The organism is Methylovorus sp. MM2 (genome assembly GCF_001648895.1).
Taxonomy (GTDB): Bacteria; Pseudomonadota; Gammaproteobacteria; order Burkholderiales; family Methylophilaceae; genus MM1.
Genome location: NZ_LXUF01000011.1, coordinates 518,759 through 536,086, shown reverse-complemented (window position 1 = coordinate 536,086; position 17,328 = coordinate 518,759). Strand labels below are relative to the sequence as shown.

The following is a 17,328-nucleotide window of genomic DNA, read 5'->3' as shown; positions in this document are numbered from 1 at the left end:
ATTATTTTCCGCTACCTACCAACGCTTTAACTGCGCTCACCACATCGCCCGGCATCATGATAATCTTGGCATTGTCGGAGGCTGACATTTTCTGTAGCGCTTGGATGTAACGATCCCCCAGTAAGAATGTCGCAGAGCTATTGTTTTCTTTTACTGCCTCAGCAATCAAACGGATAGACTCAGCAGAAGCTCTAGCTGCGACCTCTTGTGCTTCGGCATCTTTACGGGCGCCTTCCAGCCGTGCTTCTGCATTTAGGATCAGCGATTGCTTATCGCCTTCAGCGCGTGTTACAACGGCCACGCGCTCGCGCTCTGCTGATGCCTGCTGTTCCATTGCGTGCTGCATATTGGCTGAGGGCTTGATATCCTGAATCTCGACTGACTTCACAGTTAGGCCCCAGTCTGCGGCTTCGTCGGCCACTGCGATCTTCAACTCCGCCTTGATGCGGTCACGCGATGTTAGTGCATGGTTCAGATCCATGCCGCCGATGATCGAGCGCAGGCTGGTTTGCACCATATTGCGCATGGCTTCGCTGAAATTATCAATGCCATAAACCGCGCGCTCGATATTGGTGACTTTCATGAAAGCAACAGCATTCGCTAAGATAACCGCATTATCCCGGGTGATGACCTCCTGCTCGGGAATCTCCAAGATGATGTCCTTGGTGGTGACTTTATAGCTCACTTTATCGACTACAGGGATGATAATCTTCAGACCAGGGGTGATCACCGCGTGGAACTTTCCCAGCCGCTCAACGACCCACTCCTCCCCTTGGGGCACGATACGGATGCCCAGCCATACGGCTACGACCACAGGGATGAGGAGGACGATCATTAATTCAAGCATGGCATTTCCTTTTTGTTAAAGCTGATTTATTAAACCTTACGTTGTACTCTCAGGCTATTGCCTTCAATGCCGACGATAACGGCATCAGCGCCGATCTCGATTTCTTCACTCGAGACTGCTATCCACTCACGGCTACCCATGACACCTTGCGCGAATTGGATGCGTCCGTTTTGCTTTAAACTCACTGCCTCGATAATGGTACCGATGCGCCCGATATCGTCGCCTTTCGATTGACCAATGTGTAAGTCAGTCGTCTCTTTGTGAGTAAGCTTCCAGATAGTGAGTGAAGCCAGTGCAAACACAGCAAACAGGAATATCTGTAGCGCGGTGGATATATCGGGAAATATCCATAACAGCAGCGCCATAATGAGTGCCGAGATGGCAAACCATAGAACATAGAATGTTCCGGTGACCATCTCAAGGGCTAACAAAATCAGGCCGATAATTCCCCAACTCCAGACAGCGTGCACGTGACATCCTTTTCTTGATTTATAGAACACATCGTAACAGAAAAATAAGCATTTTTTGTCACTATGGGCTACCGCTGGCTTTCTGTTAATTGTATTCGCGGCATCAAGGCAGTACACTCATGAGCGTTAACTAAAGGGGGAAAATATGGGGATCGTGACTTTGGTGGTATTGGTCGTTTTGGCGCTATATATCATCATGCTATACAACAGTTTGGTGAGTGTTAAGAATAACGTATCCAAGGCGTGGTCGAATATCGAGGTGCTACTCAAGCAACGCCATGATGAGTTGCCTAAGCTTATCGACACCTGTAAACAATATATGAAGCATGAGCAAGAAACGCTTGAAAAGGTGATGTTGGCACGCTCACAGGTGTCTAGTGCGCAGCAATCGCATGATGTACGTGCACTGGGTGCCGCTGAAGGTTCGTTGCGTGCTGGTTTAGGTAATCTCTTTGCAGTCGCAGAAGCATACCCAGAGTTAAAAGCTAATGAGAATTTCCTGCATCTGCAATCACGCATCAGCGGGTTGGAAAATGCCATTGCTGATCGCCGCGAGTTCTACAATGAGAGTGTGAACATCAACAACGTACGTATCGAGCAGTTTCCCGATCTGCTGGTGGCGAAGGTATTCAATTTTCCGCCATTTGAACTACTGCGTTTTGCGAGTGCTGAGCTTAAGGATATCGATATCAGTAAGCGGTTTAATAGCTAAGTAGGCCTGATATGTTGCAGTCTTTGCGCGGCCATTATGCCGATGCGATCACTTCTTTTGGTCATCTTGCATTGTTGGCGATTGCCGCCCATTCCAATGATAGTTCGGTCTGGGCCACTTGTTTGGGGTTGATCGGGTTGATCAGCCTATTTGCATGGGCCTCTAACTATAAAAGATGCCGTGCTATCTCTGATACGCCGACATCGCGTATAGCCTCGGCTGCGCAAGGGTATGTTGAGCTATATGGTCGCGCCACGATGGAAGATGGCAATCTGCTGTTAAGTCCGCATAGCATGTCACCATGTGTATGGTTTCGTTATACCACCTATGAAAAGAATGGCAATAAATGGCAGCGGATTGGTAGTGGCGTAAGTGATAGCACGATTGAGATCACTGACAAGACTGGCCGTTGTTTTATCGATCCCGATCATGCTGAAGTGATATCACCAGAAAAGAAAGTGACACATAGAAGCAATTATAGGTATGTTGAAGAACTGTTGCGTAGCCACGCGGTGTATGCGCTTGGGGAGTTCTCAACGATAGGGGGCGCTAATACTCACTTGGATATGAAAGGTGATGTGACCGCATTACTGGCTGCATGGAAGAAAAATCCAAATGAGTTGCTACAACGTTTTGATTTGGATGGTAATGGCGAAGTCGACCTTAAAGAATGGGAGCTAGCGCGCAGGGCTGCCATTCGCGAAATCGAGAAGCAGCATAGAGAGATTCGCGCTGCAGATGGCGTGCATGTGATGCGGGCACCCAAGAAGAGTGGTCAGCCTTTCCTGCTATCTAATCTATCACCGCAAAAATTACGTAATACCTATGTATGGTGGGGTCTGGCACATTTGACGATTTTCTTTTTGGCGACGATTGCCACGATGTGGTTTTGGCAGGGGCATCATCTGGTGGAGCTATTCAACTAGGTAGTGATAGGCATTCTGAATAACTAAAACAAAAAAGCCCTGACGCATGCAGTTAAGCATGGTCAGGGCTTTTGACTACGGTACGGTTATTTTGCTGCTGAGCGACGGCGAAGTACAAAGCCGATTAAGCCCAACCCTGCTAACAGCATGGCGTAACTATCTGCTTCTGGTACGGCTGGTACATTCAATGAAGACAACACGATGAGCCTAGAACGCGCGTCTTCAAGCGCAACACTACCATCTTGCTCTTGCTCGGCAATTAGGTAAATTGTACCGTTCTCGTCGACAGTAACACCTTCGATTCCGTTATGCGGTACAACGGTTGAAAGATCAAAAGAGCTGATCAACTGACCATCGCGGCTAACTTCTACCAGCATTCTCGAACCAAGGCTTAACAAAAGTAAATTATCGGCACCAGAAGTACCATAAAGTGAATTTACTGAAGATAGGGTTTGTACATCAGACAATGTAGCAAGACCTAACATTGCCGGGTTAAACAGTTGTGACATATTGGCTACGCCACTGCCATTTGCGCCAAAGGTTAAGGTGCCGCCAAGAATATCTTCAGGTGATTCTTGCTTGACTGCGACAAAGCTACCACCATTACGTGCGTCGTAACTGATGCCTTCCATGCCACTGTTACCAACGTTCGCATTGCTGATGGAGACAGTGCTATTCGCTAAACTAGCAGTGCCACCAGCGCTGTAGTTAAAACGATAGGCATCATATAAACGCTCTTCACCGACAACTAAAACGCCATTGCCTAGATAGGTTAAACCTTCAGTGTCATGCTTGGTGCTACCAGTGTTAGACCAGTCGAAATTCATATAGCCTAATGTCTGGCCGGTCAATGAAATCTCGATGACACCAGTACCTTCATCCCCTACAAAAAATAGTGAACCGCGATCTTGGGCGTAAGTGACTGCAGATGCCTCAAGGCCTGATATTCCGCCACTAGAACCATTCAGTGCATCTAGTGCGTAACTGCCAGTAACTGAATAACTGCCCAAATTGAGCGCGCTGGCAGCATAGGCAGGTGCCGCGCTTATCGTAAGTAAGGCGATAATTAAATGTGAGAATTTCATGACAGCTTATCCTTGATTCAATTTAGATTGGCGTTTGCGGCCGATAGCACCAATCAATGCGATACCTGCTAAGAGCATGGCATAGCTTTCTGGCTCAGGAACAGCAGCGATCAAGCCAGGTGAACCAATTTCACTCGCACTATTTGCTGCTTTAAATGCGCCATTCACACCTAGTACACTTAACTGAGAAACAGCCGTATTGTTTAACCCGGCAGCATTGTCAAAAGTCTGGAACGGTGAGGTTGAATCAGAATTACCGAAGGTAACATTTGCTTGTAGAACACCAGATGCGTTATAGATGTTCAGTGCGTCACCGCTTGCGCTCAAACCGATACCAGAGCCGCTGTAATAACCAATGGCAAAACCTGCTGGCACGTTAGATCCGAACCAGGTAGTAACAAAAGTAGTAGCAGTGGCGGCAGTGCCTTCAATAAAGATAACTGACTGACCAGCGTTGATGTTGGTGATGCCATTCAGCGCCAAGGCTGCAGAGAATGAGTTGGAACTATCATCTACTTTCCAGCCAGAAATGCTGAGGGATGAATTGCCCGTATTAGTCAGCTCAAACCAATCGGCACCGACGATAGAATTGCCGCTGCTCCATGGAGCAACTTCAGAAATGATGATAGCTGCTTGCGCCTGAGCGACTGCAGTCGATAAAAGTAAACCGATGAGAACTGCCAAGGATTTTTTCAAAATCTTCTCCATGATAAATATGAATAGTTAAAACGCTTTTGATTAAGATGTCTTGGAGACAGGTTTTTATAACTCTCCACTATCTAAACCCAAGACCTAAAACCAAGACTCGCGAAATAGTAGCGAGCGAATATGAACTAATTATTAAACTAAGATGGCGTTTCTGATATTTTGCTGGGAGAGTCATTGCATAAAATCTGTAACTCAAAACTCAGATGAGTTGGCATAGGCTCAATCGCTAGTCCTTAGCCTTATGTTAGAATTGCGCGCTATGAATACAGACGCACAAACAAGCGAAAATACGCTCGCTAAATCCTTTGATCCCAAAGAAATCGAAAGCCGCTGGTACGAGTTCTGGGAAAATCATGGTTACTATTCCGCAGGCCTTGATGCAGCTAAGCAAGATAACTTCTGCATCCTGCTGCCACCGCCAAATGTCACTGGTACCCTGCACATGGGCCACGGATTTAACCAAACCATTATGGATGCCTTGACGCGCTACCATCGTATGCGCGGAGATAACACCTTATGGCAGCCGGGCACAGACCACGCTGGTATCGCCACACAGATTGTCGTAGAGCGTCAATTGGATGCGCAAGGCGTATCACGCCATGATTTGGGGCGTGAGAAGTTTCTGGAAAAAGTCTGGGAATGGAAAGAGTACTCTGGCGGTACGATTACTCGCCAAATGCGCCGCCTTGGCACATCACCTGATTGGTCACGTGAACGTTTCACCATGGATGAAGGTTTGTCAAAAACCGTTACCGAGACATTCGTTCGCCTATATAACGAAGGCCTGATCTATCGCGGCAAGCGTTTGGTGAACTGGGATCCTAAACTGCATACCGCTGTTTCAGACCTTGAAGTGGTTTCTGAGGAGGAAGACGGCCATCTTTGGCATATCAGCTATCCACTAGCTGATGGTTCTGGACAGCTGACTGTGGCGACGACACGCCCTGAGACCATGCTGGGTGACGTGGCGGTGATGGTGCATCCTGAAGATGAACGCTATGCGAACCTGATTGGCAAAACAGTAAAATTGCCATTATGCGATCGTGAGATCCCTATCATTGCTGATGATTACGTTGATCGTGAGTTCGGTACGGGCGTGGTGAAAGTTACGCCTGCGCATGACTTTAATGACTATGCAGTAGGGCAGCGCCATTCATTGCCGATGATTGGTATTTTGACATTAGATGGTCATATCAATGATGCCGCACCTACTCAATATCAAGGCCTAGAGCGTTTTGCTGCACGTAAGCAGATCGTTGCTGATCTGGATGCGCAGGGATATCTGGTCAAGGTAGACAAACACAAACTTAAAGTACCGCGCGGTGACCGCACTGGTGTGGTTATCGAACCTATGCTAACTGACCAGTGGTTCGTCGCCATGAGCAAACCTGCCGCAGATGGCAAGAGCATCACGCAAAAAGCGCTGGATGTTGTCGCAAGTGGTGAGGTCCGCTTTGTTCCTGAGAACTGGGTTAACACTTATAACCAATGGCTGAATAATATTCAGGATTGGTGTATCTCTCGCCAGCTATGGTGGGGGCATCAAATCCCCGCTTGGTATGGCGATAGTGGGCAGATCTATGTTGCGCATAGTGAATCAGAGGCTATCCAGCTTGCTGCCAACGATGGGTATCACGGTAATCTGAAGCGTGATGAAGATGTATTGGATACATGGTACTCCTCAGCGTTATGGCCGTTCTCGACCTTGGATTGGACTGGCGACGAAGAAAAAGATGCCGCTAATCAGGCGTTACAGCAATATCTGCCATCGTCTGTGCTAGTCACAGGTTTCGACATCATCTTTTTCTGGGTGGCGCGTATGGTCATGATGACCAAACACATCACCGGCAAGATTCCGTTTAAGGATGTGTATGTGCACGGCCTGATTCGCGATGCCGAAGGCCAGAAGATGAGTAAGTCCAAGGGCAACGTGCTTGACCCTATAGATCTAATTGACGGTATCGATCTTGATGCATTGATCGCTAAGCGTACAACTGGCTTGATGAATCCAAAACAAGCAGAACAGATAGAGAAGCGCACGCGTAAAGAATTCCCTGAAGGCATACCGGCGTTCGGTACCGATGCCTTGCGTTTCACTTTCGCATCACTTGCCTCACCCGGTCGCGATATTAAGTTTGATCTGCAACGTTGTGAAGGCTATCGCAATTTTTGCAATAAGCTATGGAATGCGACCCGCTTTGTATTGATGAATTGCGAAGGCAAGGATAACGGCCTTGAAGACTGCAAGACCCAACCTGAAGGTTATCTGCATTTCTCGCAGGCTGACCGTTGGATCGTCAGTATATTGCAGCGTGTTGAAGCAGATATCGAAAAGGGTTTTGCCGAATATCGCTTCGATAATGTGGCACAAAGTATCTATAAGTTCGTGTGGGATGAGTATTGTGACTGGTATCTGGAGTTAGCGAAGGTTCAGCTCCAGAACGGTACTGATGCCGAACAGCGCGCAACACGCCGTACTTTGTTGCGAGTGCTTGAGACGATATTGCGTCTTGCCCATCCGATCATGCCATTTATCACTGAAGAGATTTGGCAGACTGTTGGCCCGCTTTCAGGCCGTATTGGCCCGACGATCATGATGGAAGCCTATCCTAAGAGCCAGTCATCGAAGATAGATGAGGCAGACGAGGCATGGGTCGCTTTGCTTAAAGAAGCGGTAGATGCTTGCCGTAGCTTGCGTGGAGAGATGAATATCTCACCTGCATTGCGCGTGCCGTTGATTGCAGCTGGTGATGCTGAAAAACTAAAAGCTTACGCACCTCACCTTAAAGCGCTGGCTAAATTAGCAGATGTCGAGATCGTGAGCGAACTGCCTGAGGCAGATGCACCTGTAGCTTTGGCAGGTGATTTCAGGCTCATGCTTAAGATCGAAATTGATGTTGCTGCGGAAAAAGAACGCTTAAGTAAAGAGATTGCACGCATTCAAGGTGAAATAACAAAAGCCGAAAGCAAGTTGGGTAATGCCAGCTTTGTTGAGCGCGCACCAGCAGCTGTAGTTGCTCAGGAAAAAGAGCGTTTAGCTGGTTTTGCAGCAAGTGTTGAGAAGCTACAGGCGCAATTGACTAGACTAAAATAGCTTGCTGATAGGTTTCAGATTCTGGGTCAGCAAAATAATAAGCCTGAGATTAAATCTCAGGCTTATTTACTTAAAAGTCAGGTAGTACGCTTTTTGATATGAAAGATGAATTCTTTCTTGGGGGCTTCTGTGTTCTCTTCCATAGCCAACATCTCATGGCCTGTCTGCTTGCAGAATGCCTGAAAGTCTTTAACCGAGCCCGGGTCTGTTGCCAATACCTTTAATACTTGGCCGCCAGTCAACTCAGCCAGTCCTTTTTTACAGCGCAATATGGGTAAAGGGCAATTCAAGCCACGAGCGTCTAGCTCTTTATCGAAATCCAATGGAGTTTTCCTGCGTTACTTTTAGAATATCTTGATGTAAGAATGTCTTATGCGTCTTTAGGCGCGAATGGATAACCTGCTCGTCCCCATGCAAGTACACCGCCTTGCAAGTTAAATATGTTATTGCGGCCTTTACTTGCTAGGTAAGCAGAGGCTTGTGCAGAGCGAATACCGCTGTGGCAATAAAAAACCAATGCTTTCTGATCGTTCAGCGAATCGTATTTCACGGGAATCATGGCAAGGGGGATATGCAAGGCACCGGGAATGGTGCCACGCGCGACTTCATCATCATTGCGGACATCAATCAATACCAGTTTTTGGCTCGACATCATGTCAAACAATTCTTTTGCGTCTATTTCTTTATAACCAGTCATCAAACATTCGCCTGATCAATAATTAACGTGAGAGATATTACTTTGAATGAATCTGGACTTAAAGGCAACTGCGGTATGGTTTCTGGGCGAAAATACATCAAAACCAAGGGGTGGTGGCCGGGGGCAGAATCGAACTGCCGACACGCGGATTTTCAATCCGCTGCTCTACCGACTGAGCTACCCGGCCAACATGCAAAGGTTTGGAAACCGAGGCAAGGGCGCTATTATAGCAAACTTCCCGAATTATTGTCATGGCTTAAATCACTTTACTGTGGATGCATGCGGTGATTCGCGCTATAGCCTATCATCAATGGCTAAGTGATTGCTTGAATCAGTATCTATAAACCCTATTAAGAACTGCTATTTAATGATGAATTTCCACATAGAAACGCCCGATCAGGCATTAGCTGCTGATTTGCTAGATAAGATCAATCACAAGACAAAACCGCTGGGGTCACTTGGGCGATTGGAGGCGTTGGCTTTACAGATAGGCTTGATCCAGAACACATTGGTACCCGCGCTATCGCGGCCGGTGATGATGGTGTTTGCTGGTGATCATGGCGTTGTCGCATCGGGTGTTAGCCCCTATCCGCAAGCGGTCACTCAGCAGATGGTGCTGAATTTTCTTGCTGGTGGTGCTGGCATTAATGTCTTTGCCAAAATGAATGGTCTGGATGTGCGCACTATCGATGCAGGCGTGAATCATGTGTTCCCAGCGCATATCGGGCTGGTTGATGCCAAAATCGGTATGGGAACCAATAACTTTTTGACCTCAAAAGCCATGACCGAAGACGAGTGTGAACAAGCGCTTGCTAAAGGAAAGTTGCTGGCACAAACCGAGATATCTGCTGGCACGAATGTCATCGGGTTTGGTGAGATGGGTATAGGCAATACTTCCGCAGCATCTGCGCTGATGGCAGTTTTATGTGATCTGCCTGCAAATGAATGCGTGGGCAGAGGGACGGGGCTGGATGATGCTGGGCTACAAAAGAAAATTGACATTATTATCAAGGCGATCGAGTTCCATGCATTGGACAAACAGGATGTTCTTTCTGTATTAGCGACATTCGGTGGTTTTGAGATAGCGATGATGGTCGGTGCCATGCTGGGTGCCGCAGAAAAGAAAGCGATCCTGTTGATTGATGGGTTTATTGCGACCGCTGCTTTGTTGGTGGCAAGCCGTATGAAACCTGAGATTCAAGACTATTGTGTTTTTGCCCATTGCTCTAATGAGTCTGGGCATCGCCTTTTACTTGAGCGATTGAACGCGCAACCTTTATTGGATATAGGTTTACGTTTGGGCGAGGGTACAGGGGCTGCGCTAGTTTATCCCTTGGTGCAGGCGGCGGTGAATTTCCTGAATGACATGGCATCGTTTGAATCTGCCAATGTCAGCACGGCATGATGACGATGCATTCTCTATTTTTGCAGGAATTGCGGCGACTGATACTCGCGATAGGTTTCTTTACCCGATTACCGGTGCCTTATCTCGCTGATTTTCATGAATCGGAGTTGAATCATGCAGCGCGGTATTTCCCGCTCATCGGCATCCTGATCGGGCTGATTGCAGCGCTAATCTACTGGATCGTGGCCAAAATCCTGCCTGTCGATATTGCCGTCATCACTAGCATGATCGCTAGCATCTATCTCACAGGTGCATTCCATGAAGATGGCTTGGCAGACGCGGCAGATGGCCTTGGCGGCGGATGGGATAAAGAGCAAGTGCTCACTATCATGCAGGATTCACGCATCGGCAGTTATGGCGCCATTGCGTTGGTAATGGCTTTACTTGCCAAATTCGAGCTTCTGATCAACATCCAAATCGTGATCTTGCCTTTTGTTTTGATCGCGGCACATGCAGTAAGCCGTTTTGCCGCCGTGGCAGTGATTTACACGCAAGACTATGTACGCAGTAGCGGTAAAGCTAAACCGTTGGCCACAAAACTAAGTAGAAGTGAATTGGTCATGGCGGGCATTTTTGGTTTGTTACCCATGAGCTTATTGCCGTGGCAACCTATGCTTTTAGGTATTTTAGCTGTGATCGGCGTTTGGTGTTGGTTTAGCTTTAAATTAAAAAAACGCTTGGGTGGATACACGGGCGATTGTCTAGGTGCGATGCAGCAACTCACTGAGATTGCCTTTTATGCGGGTTTTCTTATATGGAAAGGGGTGGCATGAATATCTATCTAGTCAGACATACCACACCTGATGTTGAAGCAGGTATATGTTATGGGCAAAGTGATGTAGGGGTTACCGAAACTTTTCACCAAGAGTTTGAAGTGCTCTCGGAAAAATTGCGCCATCTTGTGAATCCTGTGCTTTACAGTAGCCCATTAACGCGGTGCTTCAAACTTGCCAATGCGATTGCAGATAGATGGAGTCTGGGCGACATCCGACAAGATGCCAGATTGATGGAACTGCATTTTGGAGACTGGGAGCTAAAAAAGTGGGATGATATTCCCAGAGGCTTGATCGATGTTTGGGCGCAAGAGCATGTGATGCAGACACCGCCACAAGGTGAGTCTTTTCATAGCTTGCATCTTCGCGCCAAGAGCTTTCTGGACGAAGTGAGCGCTAACATTCAAGATGCATCGCCTGTCGTAGTGTTTACCCATGCTGGCGTGATACGGGCATTAGTCGCTGAAGCACTCAACCTGCCCTTGATGAATGCATTCCGCTTGCAGATCAATTACGGCAGCGTGACGCAGATTATCGTCGATGAAAAAGTCACCCGTGTTGGGTTTGTGAATCTTTAGAGCGTTATGTTTTTGGCTGGGTCAAACCAGCCAATACGCGCTCAAGTTTCTCCCAGCCTTGTGCTGATGGCAACCCGAATCGTAATGCCGATTGCGTTGCAAAATACCTGAGCCAGACACCATTTTTTGCAAACAAGGTATGTATCTCTTGGGCGCGAGGAGAAGGTACCCACTGGAATAATGCTGTATTCCCCGCTGGAACTAGTCCATATGAAGCAAGAAGATCATGGAGGCGTAAGCTGTCCGCGATGAGGCCTTTGCGAGCGGATGCCTGCCAGGCCGCATCTTTTAGGGCTTTAACCGCTACATATCTGGCTGGGCCACTAATTGGCCAAGGACCTAATCGTTCTTTAAGCGTGTTAAGTAATGTTTGCTCTGCGAGGACAAAACCGACCCGGGTACCTGCAAGCCCGAAGAACTTACCTAGTGAACGTAGAAGGATAAGCCCGGGCAGGTGTGTATGCTTTGCAAGACTGTTTTCTGGCGTGGCATCCATAAAAGCCTCATCCACAATGAGCCATCCTCCCTTTTTTGCCAGTTGGGTATGCCACGATAGCAAGGTCTGGTCTGGAATCATCCTGCCCGTTGGGTTGTTGGGGTTGCATACCACCATCACATCTACTTCAGCAAGATCAGTGGCATTCGGCAAGTGGGTTATTTCAGAAACATGGTGCCCGTGACGCCGCCATGCGCAGGCATGTTCGGCATACATAGGCGTTAGCAATAAAACATTCGCGCCAGATATTAATGAAGGCAATATCTGGATAGCTGCCTGAGATCCTGCTGTTGGCAGTACATCGGGTGTTCCGTAATATTGTCTTGCTGCTTCTATTAACCCATCAACTTCAAGTGGTAGTCTCTGCCATAGAGCGTCCGGTATGGGTGGTACCGGATAACCCACAGGGTTGATGCCGGTGGATAAGTCCAGCCAATCTGCAAGCGGAATGCCATATTGAGCAACTGCCACATTCAGGTCGCCGCCGTGCTCAAGCATGTTGATATATCCTGAGGGTGATGGCTAAGATGAATATGGCGATGCACCATATTCCTAGGCTGCGGTTGATCAGCATTAATGCCAATGCGATGTCGTGGGGTAGCGGTGTAGGGCCGATTCCAAGCTGTGGTCTTGGCTTAGTATTTCCATGATATTGTGCCGCGCAGCCAAGCATTATCCCCAATGCGCCAGCACCCGCTGCCATCACTGGCCCTGCATTAGGGCTGTACCAAGTGGGCGCTTGCGTTCTCCAGCAGAACAGCGCATTTTTTGTTTGGCCGCTTAAGGCATAACTCAACGCCGTCAGCCTAGCCGGAATCAGATTGAGAAGATCATCGATTCTCGCAGCGGCCCAGCCGAAGTAAACGAACCGTTGCGTGCGGTAACCCCACATGGCATCTAATGTGTTTGCCAGCCGGAACAGTACTGCTCCGCTCCCGCCCAATAGCAGAAACCAGAAAATCGCACCGAATATCGCGTCGTTGCCATTTTCCAGCACAGATTCCACGGTTGCTTTCGCAATCTCTGATTCATCCAGATGATCAGTGTCGCGGCTGACGATCATGCTTAAGGCATGCCGTGCTTGTGGAAGGTCATGCTTGCTCAAGGCCTTGTATATAGCCATCGCATGCTCGTTGAGGCTCTTCGCGCCAATCGCCAGATACAATAGCAGGCAGTCAACTACCCGGCCATAAGTGGTATGACTAAGTAGGTAGGCGACAGTGACAAATGGAATCAATAAAATCAACCAGGCCACTAATCCTGATGCGCGCAAGCCTACTGAGTTTAACTCGAGCGACCCAGTAATGAGCGGGTTGGATGTGCCGTTAAGTCGTTTTTCCAGAGATGCTGCCAATCTCCCAAATCCCACAAGCGGATGCCAGCGCACTGGCTCGCCGAATATACGATCCAGTATTAAAGCGCCGACGACGATAAATGCTGTAGAGGCTATAGAAGTGATGGGATAATGATCAAATGGCATTTGCAAAAACACTCATGGTTCAAGGTACGACTTCCGATGCGGGCAAGAGCACGCTGGTGGCTGCCATTTGTAGGGTATTGTATCGCAAGGGGGTGCGTGTCGTACCTTTCAAGCCGCAGAACATGGCGCTTAATTCGGCTGTGACGGTCGATGGCGGCGAGATTGGTCGAGCGCAGGCAGTACAAGCTCAGGCTAGTGGTCTCCCGCCACATACGGACATGAACCCTGTGTTACTCAAACCCAATTCTGATACGGGTTGCCAAGTCATCGTGCATGGCAAAGTGGTCACAAACCTTGAAGCCGCTGCCTATCATGCCTATAAACCAATTGCGATGCAGGCAGTGATGGATTCATGGCGGCGCTTGCAGGCGCAGTATGAGTGTATTGTCGTTGAAGGGGCGGGCAGCCCGGCAGAGATTAATCTGCGGGATAACGATATCGCCAACATGGGATTTGCAGAATCGGCGGATTGCCCTGTGATCCTCATTGCAGATATTGATCGCGGAGGCGTATTTGCGCATATTGTCGGTACGCTAGCGCTGTTATCTGAATCTGAGCGCAAGCGGATTATCGGGTTCGTCATCAACCGTTTTCGCGGTGATATGGCGTTGTTGCAACCGGGTTTGGATTGGCTCGAAAAAGAGACGGGAAAACCTGTCATTGCTGTATTGCCTTATCTACATAATCTGCATATCGAAGCAGAAGATGCGGTGCCATTCAACTTGAATAAGAAAGCCGATGCGGTTCTGCGCGTCATCGTACCGATATTGCCGCATGTCAGTAATCATACTGATATGGATCCCTTGCGATTACACCCACATATCGATTTTCAATTTATCAGCATGGGGGAGCCTGTGCCACCCGCGGACCTGATTATCCTGCCGGGCAGCAAGAACGTGCGTGGTGATCTCGCCGTATTAGAAGCGCATGGCTGGCGAAGTGAGCTCGCCCGACATTTGCGTTACGGGGGTAAGGTCATTGGCATATGCGGAGGATTCCAGATGCTTGGCAACATGATTCATGACCCGCATGGATTCGAAGGCGAGGCTGGTTCTAGTCAAGGGTTTGGCTGGCTGGATATGGAAACCACACTTGAAGAAGAAAAATATCTCGCACAAGTTGAAGGCCGATTGACCATTGACGCTGCTAAAGTCACGGGGTATGAGATTCACATGGGCGTCAGCCATGGGCCTGCACTAGATAATCCGCTGATTTATCTTGATGCTCAGCCAGAAGGTGCATTGTCAGCCGATGGGCTGATAGCGGGCACTTACTTGCATGGATTGTTCGATGAAGCCGAAGCCACTAAAGCACTGCTGGATTGGGGAGGTCTGAACCAATATACGGCAGCCTTTGATGAGATCGCGCAATATGACTATATGGAATTGCGTGAGGCCGGTTTGGAAAGACTTGCCGACTGTGTTGAACAACATTTGGATTGGGAAAAACTAAAGCCTTATTTACCTGCTATTTCAATTTAAGCGGCAGCCCTGCCGCAACAAACACGACCTCATCACTTAATGCAGCAACCGTTTGATTCAATCGGCCTTGTTCATCCTGAAACTGGCGATTGATCTCGCCCAAAGGTACGATACCCATGCCGACTTCATTGCTTACCAGAATGATTTTTCCTGCCAACTTGGGCAGTTGCTTGATGAGCGCTTCGCGTTCATCTTGCCAAGATACACCTTCAGGTGGCGCGCAGTCAGGACATATGCATTGTGCTAGCCAAAGCGTCAGACAATCGACGATCAGGCAATGGCCGGGCTTGGCCTCTTGCGTCAGTGTATCGGCAAGTTTATGCGGTACCTCAACCGTGCGCCATTCAGGGGGGCGGCTGATTTTGTGGTGTTGAATGCGTTTGCCGAACTCATCGTCATATACTTGCGCCGTCGCAATATAGGTAACAGGCAGCCCACTATCTTTCGCCAGCTTTTCAGCGTAAATGCTTTTACCTGAACGCGCACCGCCAAGAATCAAACTTAACTCCAATGTTTGCTGCATGATTGACGCGCTCCCCACTGTTGGATGATCGTTTGCAATTGTTTGAGACCCTCGGTGATTACAGACGGCCCGGGTTGCAGGATATCTGCCGATTTTATTTCCCGTACAAAACCTTGTTGTACTGCTGGGATAGTATGCCAGCCTGGACGGCTCATGACTTCTTCCGCATGAAATTTCTTGCCACACCATGAGCCGATAATAATGTCAGGCGCACGTTCTACCACCTGATGATGGTCTGCGATGATGCGACCCTCCGCCGCAGCCTGACTAGAAAGGTTGGCAAAACAGTCCTCCCCCCCAGCGATCTCAATCAATTCCGCAACCCAGCCGATGCCGCTGATTATTGGGTCATTCCATTCTTCAAAATAGACTTTGGGTTTTTGAGTAAGATATTCTGCCGTTTCGCGCACACTTGCAATCGTATTTTCCAGATCACGCACCAGCGCTAACGCTTTGTCATGCGCATCTACAAGCAAGCCTACAGTCAGGATCATTTGCAAGATACCTTGGATCGAACGCTGGTTAAACGCATGGACCTCGATGCCTGCCTTAATGAGAGATGCCGCGATATCGGCCTTTAGATCAGTGCATGTCAAGATTAGGTCGGGTTCTAGCGCAATGATCTTATCTATCTTTGCGCTAGTGAACGCAGAGATTTTTGGTTTCTCGCGCCTAGCAATGGCGGGGCGCGTGGTGTAGCCGGAGATGCCCACAATCCTTGCCTGTTCGCCTAACAGGTAAATGACCTCGACGGTTTCAGTGGTTAGGCAGATGATTCTTTTGTGACCATGGGTCATGAGGTTTGCCATGCGTTCTCCATGATCATACTAGAGAGTGGTTTTTCTTCCCCCCAACCCTGCTCGATCAGCATCGGTTGCGAATAGAATTTTTCCACATGCCCCAAGCATAGTATGGCAATGGGTTTTGCGTCTTGCGGGATAGACAAAAGCTTTTTGAGGCGATCAGGGTCAAATAAAGAGACCCACCCCATGCCTAGTCCTTCCGCTCGTGCCGCTAGCCATATGTTCTGGATCGCACATGAGACTGAGGCCAGATCCATTTCCGGCATCGTGCGCCGACCAAAAATATATTGTTCCCGTTGGTCACACAATGTCGCCACCAGCAACTCGCCGCACTGCATGATACCTTCGACCTTGAGTCGCATGAATTCGTCTTCACGCTCACCCAATGCTTTCGCCGTCATCAAGCGCTCTTCGTTAACGAGATCGTGAATAGCTTTGCGTATGTCAGATTGCGTAATGCGGATGAATCGCCATGGCTGCATCAACCCCACACTGGGCGCCTGATGCGCAGCTGAAAGCAGTTTTGATAATATAGCCTGATCGACTGGGTCTGGCGTAAAATGGCGCATGTCGCGCCGCTCTGCAATCGCGCGATATACCCCTTGAATCTCGTTGTCGCTAAACGCGTGTTTTATCATCTCAGAAATAAAAAAGGCCGCCAAACATACAAGTTTGACGACCTCTTCGTTTTATAGTGCTCAAGCCTGAACAGTACGGTCTATACGCACTCGTCTGATGAGCTGTGCAGTAGCCCAGATGATCGCAAAATACATCATTGTGTATCCAAGGTAGGTCGGCAGATAGTTCCAGCCATATTGAATCGTCTCCTGCATGCCATGATTAGGAAAGCGACCAGAAAACAAATAATAAGCCTGTGTAGAAATCACGAATGCAGCCAATGTCGTCACCACGCTAACGATGGAATAAGGCATTACTGCAAATGGATTTTGCTGCTTGCCAAGAAAACGGCCGCCCATCCACATCACTGCATATGCCGGAATCAATCCCCAATAGCCGTCAGTCAGGCAGAACCCCTGCATCGGGTCCAGTGCAGCAGCCCCAAAATCTATAAGAGATGCCAGCACGAAGAACGCAACAAACCAAACCGCACGGCCGAGGAACAGGCCGCCAAGTAAAAATATAGCAAGACTGGCATCCGGAAAAGCGACCGCAGTCAATGCGTGGCTACCACGAGTCAGTAACATGAAAAAAGCCAATCCTGCAAAAATACTCAAATGTCGAATGAAAGG

At 48.5% G+C, this 17,328-nt stretch carries 19 protein-coding genes and 1 tRNA gene; 7 read left to right on the top strand and 13 right to left on the bottom strand.

Annotation, left to right across the window (positions count from 1 at the left end; genetic code table 11):
* Position 1: 1 nt before the first annotated feature.
* Entirely contained in the window at positions 2–847 is an 846-nt protein-coding gene (locus tag A7981_RS10395) for an SPFH domain-containing protein (RefSeq protein WP_067267768.1), read from the bottom strand.
* A gap of 29 nt (positions 848–876) precedes the next feature.
* Positions 877–1,317: an NfeD family protein gene (locus A7981_RS10390; protein ID WP_067267766.1), complete on the bottom strand. Its 441-nt coding sequence runs from the start codon at positions 1,315–1,317 to the stop codon at positions 877–879.
* Positions 1,318–1,462: 145 nt separating this feature from the next.
* Between A7981_RS10390 and A7981_RS10385 the strand changes: the two genes are divergently transcribed.
* Positions 1,463–2,029 carry a LemA family protein gene (locus A7981_RS10385; protein WP_067267763.1) on the top strand — a complete coding sequence of 189 codons (567 nt, stop codon included), beginning with the start codon at positions 1,463–1,465 and terminating at the stop codon, positions 2,027–2,029.
* 11 nt (positions 2,030–2,040) lie between these two features.
* Positions 2,041–2,955 (top strand): hypothetical protein, encoded by a 915-nt coding sequence (locus A7981_RS10380; protein ID WP_067267761.1) that lies wholly within the window; start codon positions 2,041–2,043, stop codon positions 2,953–2,955.
* Between the two features lie 86 nt (positions 2,956–3,041).
* Here A7981_RS10380 and A7981_RS10375 read toward each other — a convergent pair whose 3' ends face one another.
* Complete coding sequence (locus A7981_RS10375; protein ID WP_067267758.1) at positions 3,042–4,040, bottom strand: SdiA-regulated domain-containing protein; 999 nt, start codon at positions 4,038–4,040, stop codon at positions 3,042–3,044.
* Positions 4,041–4,046: 6 nt separating this feature from the next.
* Entirely contained in the window at positions 4,047–4,736 is a 690-nt protein-coding gene (locus A7981_RS10370) for a lamin tail domain-containing protein (protein ID WP_067267928.1), read from the bottom strand.
* A gap of 271 nt (positions 4,737–5,007) precedes the next feature.
* Here A7981_RS10370 and A7981_RS10365 point away from each other — a divergent pair, with 271 nt between their 5' ends.
* Complete coding sequence (locus A7981_RS10365; RefSeq protein ID WP_067267926.1) at positions 5,008–7,842, top strand: valine--tRNA ligase; 2,835 nt, start codon at positions 5,008–5,010, stop codon at positions 7,840–7,842.
* Positions 7,843–7,919: 77 nt separating this feature from the next.
* Here A7981_RS10365 and A7981_RS10360 read toward each other — a convergent pair whose 3' ends face one another.
* From A7981_RS10360 to A7981_RS10350, 3 genes are all read right to left on the bottom strand, one after another.
* Positions 7,920–8,165, bottom strand: coding sequence for a sulfurtransferase TusA family protein (locus A7981_RS10360; protein ID WP_067267756.1), 246 nt, complete (start codon positions 8,163–8,165; stop codon positions 7,920–7,922).
* A 47-nt stretch (positions 8,166–8,212) separates the two neighbouring features.
* Positions 8,213–8,539, bottom strand: coding sequence for a rhodanese-like domain-containing protein (locus A7981_RS10355; RefSeq protein ID WP_067267754.1), 327 nt, complete (start codon positions 8,537–8,539; stop codon positions 8,213–8,215).
* 111 nt (positions 8,540–8,650) lie between these two features.
* Positions 8,651–8,726: transfer RNA gene (locus A7981_RS10350), tRNA-Phe, on the bottom strand.
* A 180-nt stretch (positions 8,727–8,906) separates the two neighbouring features.
* On the opposite strand from A7981_RS10350, the gene cobT reads away from it, so the two are divergent.
* From cobT to cobC, 3 genes are read left to right on the top strand one after another with little or no spacing between them, the layout of a single operon-like run.
* Positions 8,907–9,944 carry a nicotinate-nucleotide--dimethylbenzimidazole phosphoribosyltransferase gene (cobT, locus tag A7981_RS10345; protein WP_067267751.1) on the top strand — a complete coding sequence of 346 codons (1,038 nt, stop codon included), beginning with the start codon at positions 8,907–8,909 and terminating at the stop codon, positions 9,942–9,944.
* Complete coding sequence (locus tag A7981_RS10340; protein ID WP_254258554.1) at positions 9,941–10,717, top strand: adenosylcobinamide-GDP ribazoletransferase; 777 nt, start codon at positions 9,941–9,943, stop codon at positions 10,715–10,717. Before cobT ends, A7981_RS10340 begins: the two co-directional genes overlap by 4 nt.
* Positions 10,714–11,295, top strand: a complete 582-nt coding sequence (gene cobC / locus A7981_RS10335) for an alpha-ribazole phosphatase (RefSeq protein ID WP_067267749.1) — start codon at positions 10,714–10,716, stop codon at positions 11,293–11,295. The genes A7981_RS10340 and cobC overlap by 4 nt, the downstream gene beginning before the upstream one ends.
* Positions 11,296–11,299: 4 nt before the next feature.
* Here cobC and cobD read toward each other — a convergent pair whose 3' ends face one another.
* A complete protein-coding gene (gene cobD, locus A7981_RS10330; protein ID WP_067267746.1) occupies positions 11,300–12,289 on the bottom strand; it encodes a threonine-phosphate decarboxylase CobD in 990 nt (329 codons plus the stop codon).
* On the bottom strand, positions 12,282–13,271 hold the full coding sequence (cbiB, locus tag A7981_RS10325) for an adenosylcobinamide-phosphate synthase CbiB (protein ID WP_174545164.1): 990 nt from the start codon (positions 13,269–13,271) through the stop codon (positions 12,282–12,284). The genes cobD and cbiB overlap by 8 nt, the downstream gene beginning before the upstream one ends.
* Here cbiB and A7981_RS10320 point away from each other — a divergent pair.
* Positions 13,265–14,752, top strand: coding sequence for a cobyric acid synthase (locus A7981_RS10320; RefSeq protein WP_254258553.1), 1,488 nt, complete (start codon positions 13,265–13,267; stop codon positions 14,750–14,752). The genes cbiB and A7981_RS10320 overlap by 7 nt on opposite strands.
* On the opposite strand, the gene cobU is transcribed toward A7981_RS10320, so the two are convergent.
* From cobU to A7981_RS10300, 4 genes are read right to left on the bottom strand one after another with little or no spacing between them, the layout of a single operon-like run.
* Complete coding sequence (gene cobU, locus A7981_RS10315) at positions 14,739–15,263, bottom strand: bifunctional adenosylcobinamide kinase/adenosylcobinamide-phosphate guanylyltransferase (RefSeq protein ID WP_088178069.1); 525 nt, start codon at positions 15,261–15,263, stop codon at positions 14,739–14,741. The two genes, A7981_RS10320 and cobU, sit on opposite strands and share 14 nt — an antisense overlap.
* Complete coding sequence (locus tag A7981_RS10310) at positions 15,254–16,084, bottom strand: ABC transporter substrate-binding protein (protein ID WP_254258552.1); 831 nt, start codon at positions 16,082–16,084, stop codon at positions 15,254–15,256. The genes cobU and A7981_RS10310 overlap by 10 nt, the downstream gene beginning before the upstream one ends.
* Positions 16,069–16,716 carry a 5,6-dimethylbenzimidazole synthase gene (gene bluB / locus A7981_RS10305; protein ID WP_067267740.1) on the bottom strand — a complete coding sequence of 216 codons (648 nt, stop codon included), beginning with the start codon at positions 16,714–16,716 and terminating at the stop codon, positions 16,069–16,071. The genes A7981_RS10310 and bluB overlap by 16 nt, the downstream gene beginning before the upstream one ends.
* Positions 16,717–16,776: 60 nt before the next feature.
* Positions 16,777–17,283 carry a hypothetical protein gene (locus A7981_RS10300; RefSeq protein WP_254258551.1) on the bottom strand — a complete coding sequence of 169 codons (507 nt, stop codon included), beginning with the start codon at positions 17,281–17,283 and terminating at the stop codon, positions 16,777–16,779.
* Positions 17,284–17,328 lie beyond the last annotated feature (45 nt).